5 protein-coding genes are annotated in these 4,413 nt (G+C 73.0%); 3 read left to right on the top strand and 2 right to left on the bottom strand.

Annotated features, from left to right (window positions below):
- On the bottom strand, positions 1–2,345 hold a 2,345-nt coding region (locus GTW08_RS00575), incomplete at its 3' end, for a penicillin-binding protein (RefSeq protein WP_346009822.1).
- Positions 2,346–2,500: 155 nt separating this feature from the next.
- On the opposite strand from GTW08_RS00575, the gene GTW08_RS00570 reads away from it, so the two are divergent.
- Both GTW08_RS00570 and GTW08_RS00565 read left to right on the top strand, forming a co-directional pair.
- Positions 2,501–2,863 (top strand): WhiB family transcriptional regulator, encoded by a 363-nt coding sequence (locus tag GTW08_RS00570; RefSeq protein WP_083658695.1) that lies wholly within the window; start codon positions 2,501–2,503, stop codon positions 2,861–2,863.
- An 18-nt stretch (positions 2,864–2,881) separates the two neighbouring features.
- On the top strand, positions 2,882–3,559 hold the full coding sequence (locus GTW08_RS00565; protein WP_073576018.1) for a class I SAM-dependent methyltransferase: 678 nt from the start codon (positions 2,882–2,884) through the stop codon (positions 3,557–3,559).
- Between the two features lie 2 nt (positions 3,560–3,561).
- On the opposite strand, the gene GTW08_RS00560 is transcribed toward GTW08_RS00565, so the two are convergent.
- The gene (locus GTW08_RS00560) at positions 3,562–4,005 is read right to left on the bottom strand and encodes a MarR family winged helix-turn-helix transcriptional regulator (protein ID WP_073576019.1); all 444 of its coding nucleotides are present in this window, start codon (positions 4,003–4,005) and stop codon (positions 3,562–3,564) included.
- Positions 4,006–4,095: 90 nt separating this feature from the next.
- Between GTW08_RS00560 and GTW08_RS00555 the strand changes: the two genes are divergently transcribed.
- Complete coding sequence (locus tag GTW08_RS00555) at positions 4,096–4,359, top strand: hypothetical protein (RefSeq protein WP_073576136.1); 264 nt, start codon at positions 4,096–4,098, stop codon at positions 4,357–4,359.
- Positions 4,360–4,413: the final 54 nt, after the last annotated feature.

Raw genomic sequence — 4,413 nt, 5'->3', positions numbered from 1 at the left:
CCGCCGTCCTGCCCCGGGGCCGGGCCGGGCGTCGGGGTGCCCGGGGGCGGCGGCGGGGCCGGCACCGACCCACTGCTGACCTGCAAGGTCACCTGCTCACCCGGGAGCGCGGCGCCGCGGGGCTCCTGCCCGACGACCGTCCCCTCCGGAGCGTTGTTGTCGACGGTGCGGGTGGTGACCTGCCAGCCGGCGCCCTCCAGCTCACCGCGGGCGGCGCCGACCGACCGGCCGACGACGTCCGGGATGCGGGACTCGGCGCCGCCGTCGAGGTAGCGGGGGTCGGTCGCGGGCAGGGGCGTCGGCGGGGTGTTCGCCACCAGCGGGGTCACCGCGCCGTACCACGTCCGGGCCGGGGTCTTGCCGCCGAAGATGTTGCCGTTCCCGCAGGCGAAGGGGGCGCCGCCGCCGTCGCAGAGGGGTTGCGGGCGGTTGGAGTTGTCGAAGGTGATGACCGCTCCGGCCATCTCCGGGATCGCGCCCATGAACGCGGCCGACTTGTGCTGCTGGGTCGTCCCGGTCTTGCCCGCCATCGGCCGGGTCCAGCCGGCGGCCTTCGCGGCGGCGGCGGAGGTGCCGGCGATGTCGTCCTTGCTCAGGCCGGTGACGAGGGTGTTCGCCAGGGCGGGCTCGACGGCCTGCTGGCAGGGCTCCTCGGTGATCGGGACGGGCTTGCCCTCGGCATCGGTGATCGAGTCGATCGGCGTCGGCGGGCACCACCTGCCCTGGGAGAACAGGGTGGCGCCGACGTTGGCCAGCTCCAGCACCGACGTCGGGGTGACGCCGAGCGTGAACGACGCGAGCCGCTGGTCCTTGATCACCTCGGCGATCGAGCGGTCGGTGCGCTTGCCGGTGCCCGGGTCGACGAACGGCGTCGTGGCCAGGGACTTCATGCCGAGGCGGACGGCCATGTCGACCACGTCCGGCACCCCGGTGAACTCCTCGAGCTTGATGAACGCGGTGTTCGGCGACTGCGCGAGCGCGTCGGTCAGGCTCATCCGGCCGGGGTAGTTGCCGGCGTTCGCGACCGGGACGGGGCGCCCGCTGCCGTCGACGTAGATCGGGGAGGCGTAGCCCGAGGGCGGCACCTGCATCGAGTAGTTGATGCCGAGGCCCTTCTCCAGCGCGGTGGCCGCGGTGAAGATCTTGTACGTGGACCCGGCCCCGAGGTTGACCGGCTGGTACGGCAGGCCGTAGCTGGTCTCCTCGGCGTCGGCGTTCAGACCGAACGTGCGGCTCGACCCCATCGCGAGCACGCGGTGCTTGTCCTGGCCGGGCTGGACCAGCGACATCACGTTCGCGACGTTGGGGGTGTCCGGCGGCACCTCCTTGTCCAGGGAGCGCTTGACCTCGGTCATCGCGCGGCGGTCCAGGGTGGTGCGGATGGTGTAGCCGCCGCGCTGGATCTGCTCCTCGGTGAAGCCGGCCTCGGTGAGGTACTGCGTCACGTACTTGCAGAAGAAGCCCATGTCGCCGGCGCCGTTGCAGCCGTTCGGCACGCGGACCAGCGGGTTCGCGACGCCGAGCGGAGCGGCCATCGCCTGCTTCGCCTGGGCGTCGTCGATCATCTGCTGCTGGCGCATCTGGTCGATGACGACGTTGCGCCGCTGCAGCGCGGTCTGCGGGTTCTGCACCGGGTCGAACTGGGTGGTCGAGCGGACCATCCCGGCGAGCATCGCGGCCTGCGGGACGGTCAGCTTGTCCGGCGTGGTGTTGAAGTAGGTGCGCGCCCCGGCGGCGACGCCGTAGGACCCGTTGCCCAGGAAGACGATGTTGAGGTAGCGGTTGAGGATCTCGTCCTTGGACAGCTGGCGCTCCAGCTGCAGGGCGATCCGCGCCTCCTTGAGCTTGCGGGCCGGGGTCTGCTCGGTGGCCTTGAGCCGCTCGGCCTCACTCGTCGCGTCGACGTAGAGCATGTAGTTCTTGACGTACTGCTGGGTGATCGTCGAGGCACCCTGGACGACGTCGCCGGACGCCGAGTTCGCGACGACCGCGCGCAGCGTGCCCTGCCAGTCGACGCCGTCGTGCTCGTAGAACCGGCGGTCCTCGATCGCCAGCATCGCGCCCTTCATCGCGGTCGAGATCTGGTCGTTCGTGACCTCGGTGCGGTTCTGGTCGAACAGGTAGGCGATCGGGCGGCCGTCGGAGTCGGTGAGCGTCGTCGTCAGCGGCGGGCGGGTGCCGACCAGGTCCGCCGAGCTCGACGTGACGCTGTCACCCGCCTCGTTGGACAGCACGCCGAGGCCGCCGACCAGCGGGAAGGCCATGCCCGCCGTGACCACACCGAGCAGGACGCACAGGCCGGCGAGGACGCCGAGCGGGCGGAGCAGACGCCGGGGGAACCTCACAGGGACAAGCCTACGGGCCGGGAGGTCAGGACACGGTCAGGCTCGTGTCCCCAGGTTGCGTAGTTTTGCGCGCTGACCCGGGCACCCTCCGCGTCCCAGGATCGAGGCATCACGTCGCGGGCCACCGGGCCCGCCCCGGCCCGAGAGGCGACCAGATGCTCGACACCCTGCGTCCCGTCACCGGCAGGCCCCGCCTGCGCCCCGCCGTCGTCGTCCGCGCCTGCACCGCGGTCTGGAACTGGCGCTCGGCCGCACGCTGCCGCACCTCCGACGCCGAGAACCTGTTCGTCACCGGTGCCGACCAGCGCGAGGCCCGCGAGTTCTGCCTGTCCTGCCCGGTCCGCACCGAGTGCCTGGCACACGCCCTGGACCACCGGGTCGAGTTCGGCGTGTGGGGCGGGATGACCGAGCGGGAGCGCCGCGCGCTCCTGCGCCGGCGCCCGGACGTGCGCGACTGGGCCGCGCTGCTCGGGCGAGCGCGCTCCGACCACTACGCCGGACGCAGCAGGAGCGCCTGACCCGATAGCGTCAGGCGCGTGCTCGAGTTCCTGGCCGGCCTCTACCGGACGCACGCCGACGACCTCGCCATGGTGATCGACCGGCAGCGGGAACTCCTCGCCGACGGCACGATCACCCCGCAGCTCGACGACGTCGAGGCCGAGCTGACCTACCTGCTGCTGCGCCACCACCGGCCGTCGCAGGTGGTGGAGGTCGGCACCTACTACGGCTGGTCCACCACCTGGATCCTGTCCGCGCTGCGCGACAACGGGTCCGGTCACCTGCAGTCGTTCGACCTGGTCGACCACGTGTGCGGCACCGTGCCCGAGGAGCTGTCGACCGGGCGCTGGACGTTCCACCGCGGGGACCTGCGCGAGACCGTCGAGAAGGTCCCGGCCGACACGGGCTACCTCTTCGTGGACGCCGACCACGGGCGCCGCTTCGCCCGCTGGTACCTGGAGCACCTGTTCGGGCGGATCGCGACGGGCACCCCGACCAGCGTGCACGACGTGTTCCACCTGCCCCGGGCGCGCCCGTTCACCGAGGGGTCCGAGGTGCTGCGGCACCTGGAACGCAGCGGCACCGGCTGGTTCACCTCCTCGCGAGCGGCGGCGCCGCGGAACCTGCGCGCGCTCGACGCCGTCCGGGCCGAGCTGGGGATCACCGGCATCCGCGGGACCTCACGCAACCCGATGATCTTCTTCTCGATGCCCTGAGGTCAGCGACCGGGATCGCGCAGGCCCTCGACGAGACCGTCGAGGACGGTGGCGAACCGGTCGGCCTCCGCCCGGTCCAGCGCGGACAGGAGGTCGGCCAGGCGTGCGTCGAGCCGGCCGCGGGCGCGCTCGACCGCGGCCCGGCCCGCGTCGGTGAGGGCGACGGCGACGGCGCGGCGGTCGGCCGCGTGCGGGTGGCGACGCAGCAGGCCGTGCGCCTCCAGAGCGCTGACGTGCCGGCTGGTGACGCTGCGCTCCAGCCCGACGGCCGCGGCCAGCTCGGTGGTGCTGACCCCGTCGCCGAGCCGGGCAAGCCCGGACAGCACCGGGTAGGTCGTCGCGTCGAGCCCGTCGATGTCGCTGGTCAGCGCCGTGTGCAACCCGGTGCGGGTGTCGCGCAGCAGGAGCCGGCCGAGAGCGTCCGCGCAGCGGCGTTCGGGGGTCACGCCCGCACGATACGTGCACCTTGCACGCTCCCTGCGGTCCGGCGTACCGTCTGAATGCGTGCACAGTGCACGCCAATGGAGGGAGTGGTCATGGCCGGAGCGGTGGATCCCGAAGACGTCCTGCCCGACGGGGCCGAGTACGCGGAGCTGGGTGGAGCCCAGGTGCGCAAGGGGACGGTCGCCGCGTTCGTCGCGACGGCCCGGTCGCTGGAGGCGCTGCCCGCAGGGGATCCGGCCGAGGCCGGTCTGGCCGCGCACCTGCGGGATCTGCTGCCGGCCCTGCGCGCGGTCGGGGTGCTCGAGGTGTTCGCGCCCCGGTCGGCCCGGCTGGGGGCGGCGCTCGGCGTGTCCTGAGCCTCAGCCCGCCGTCGCCGCGGCGCCGGTCTCGGCATCGCCGGCCAGCAGCGC

The sequence above is a fragment of the Pseudonocardia sp. SID8383 genome (genome assembly GCF_009864975.1).
GTDB lineage: Bacteria > Actinomycetota > Actinomycetes > Mycobacteriales > Pseudonocardiaceae > Pseudonocardia > Pseudonocardia alni.
The sequence above is the reverse complement of the archived record's forward strand: the minus strand, read 5'-3'. Positions and strand labels throughout refer to the sequence as shown.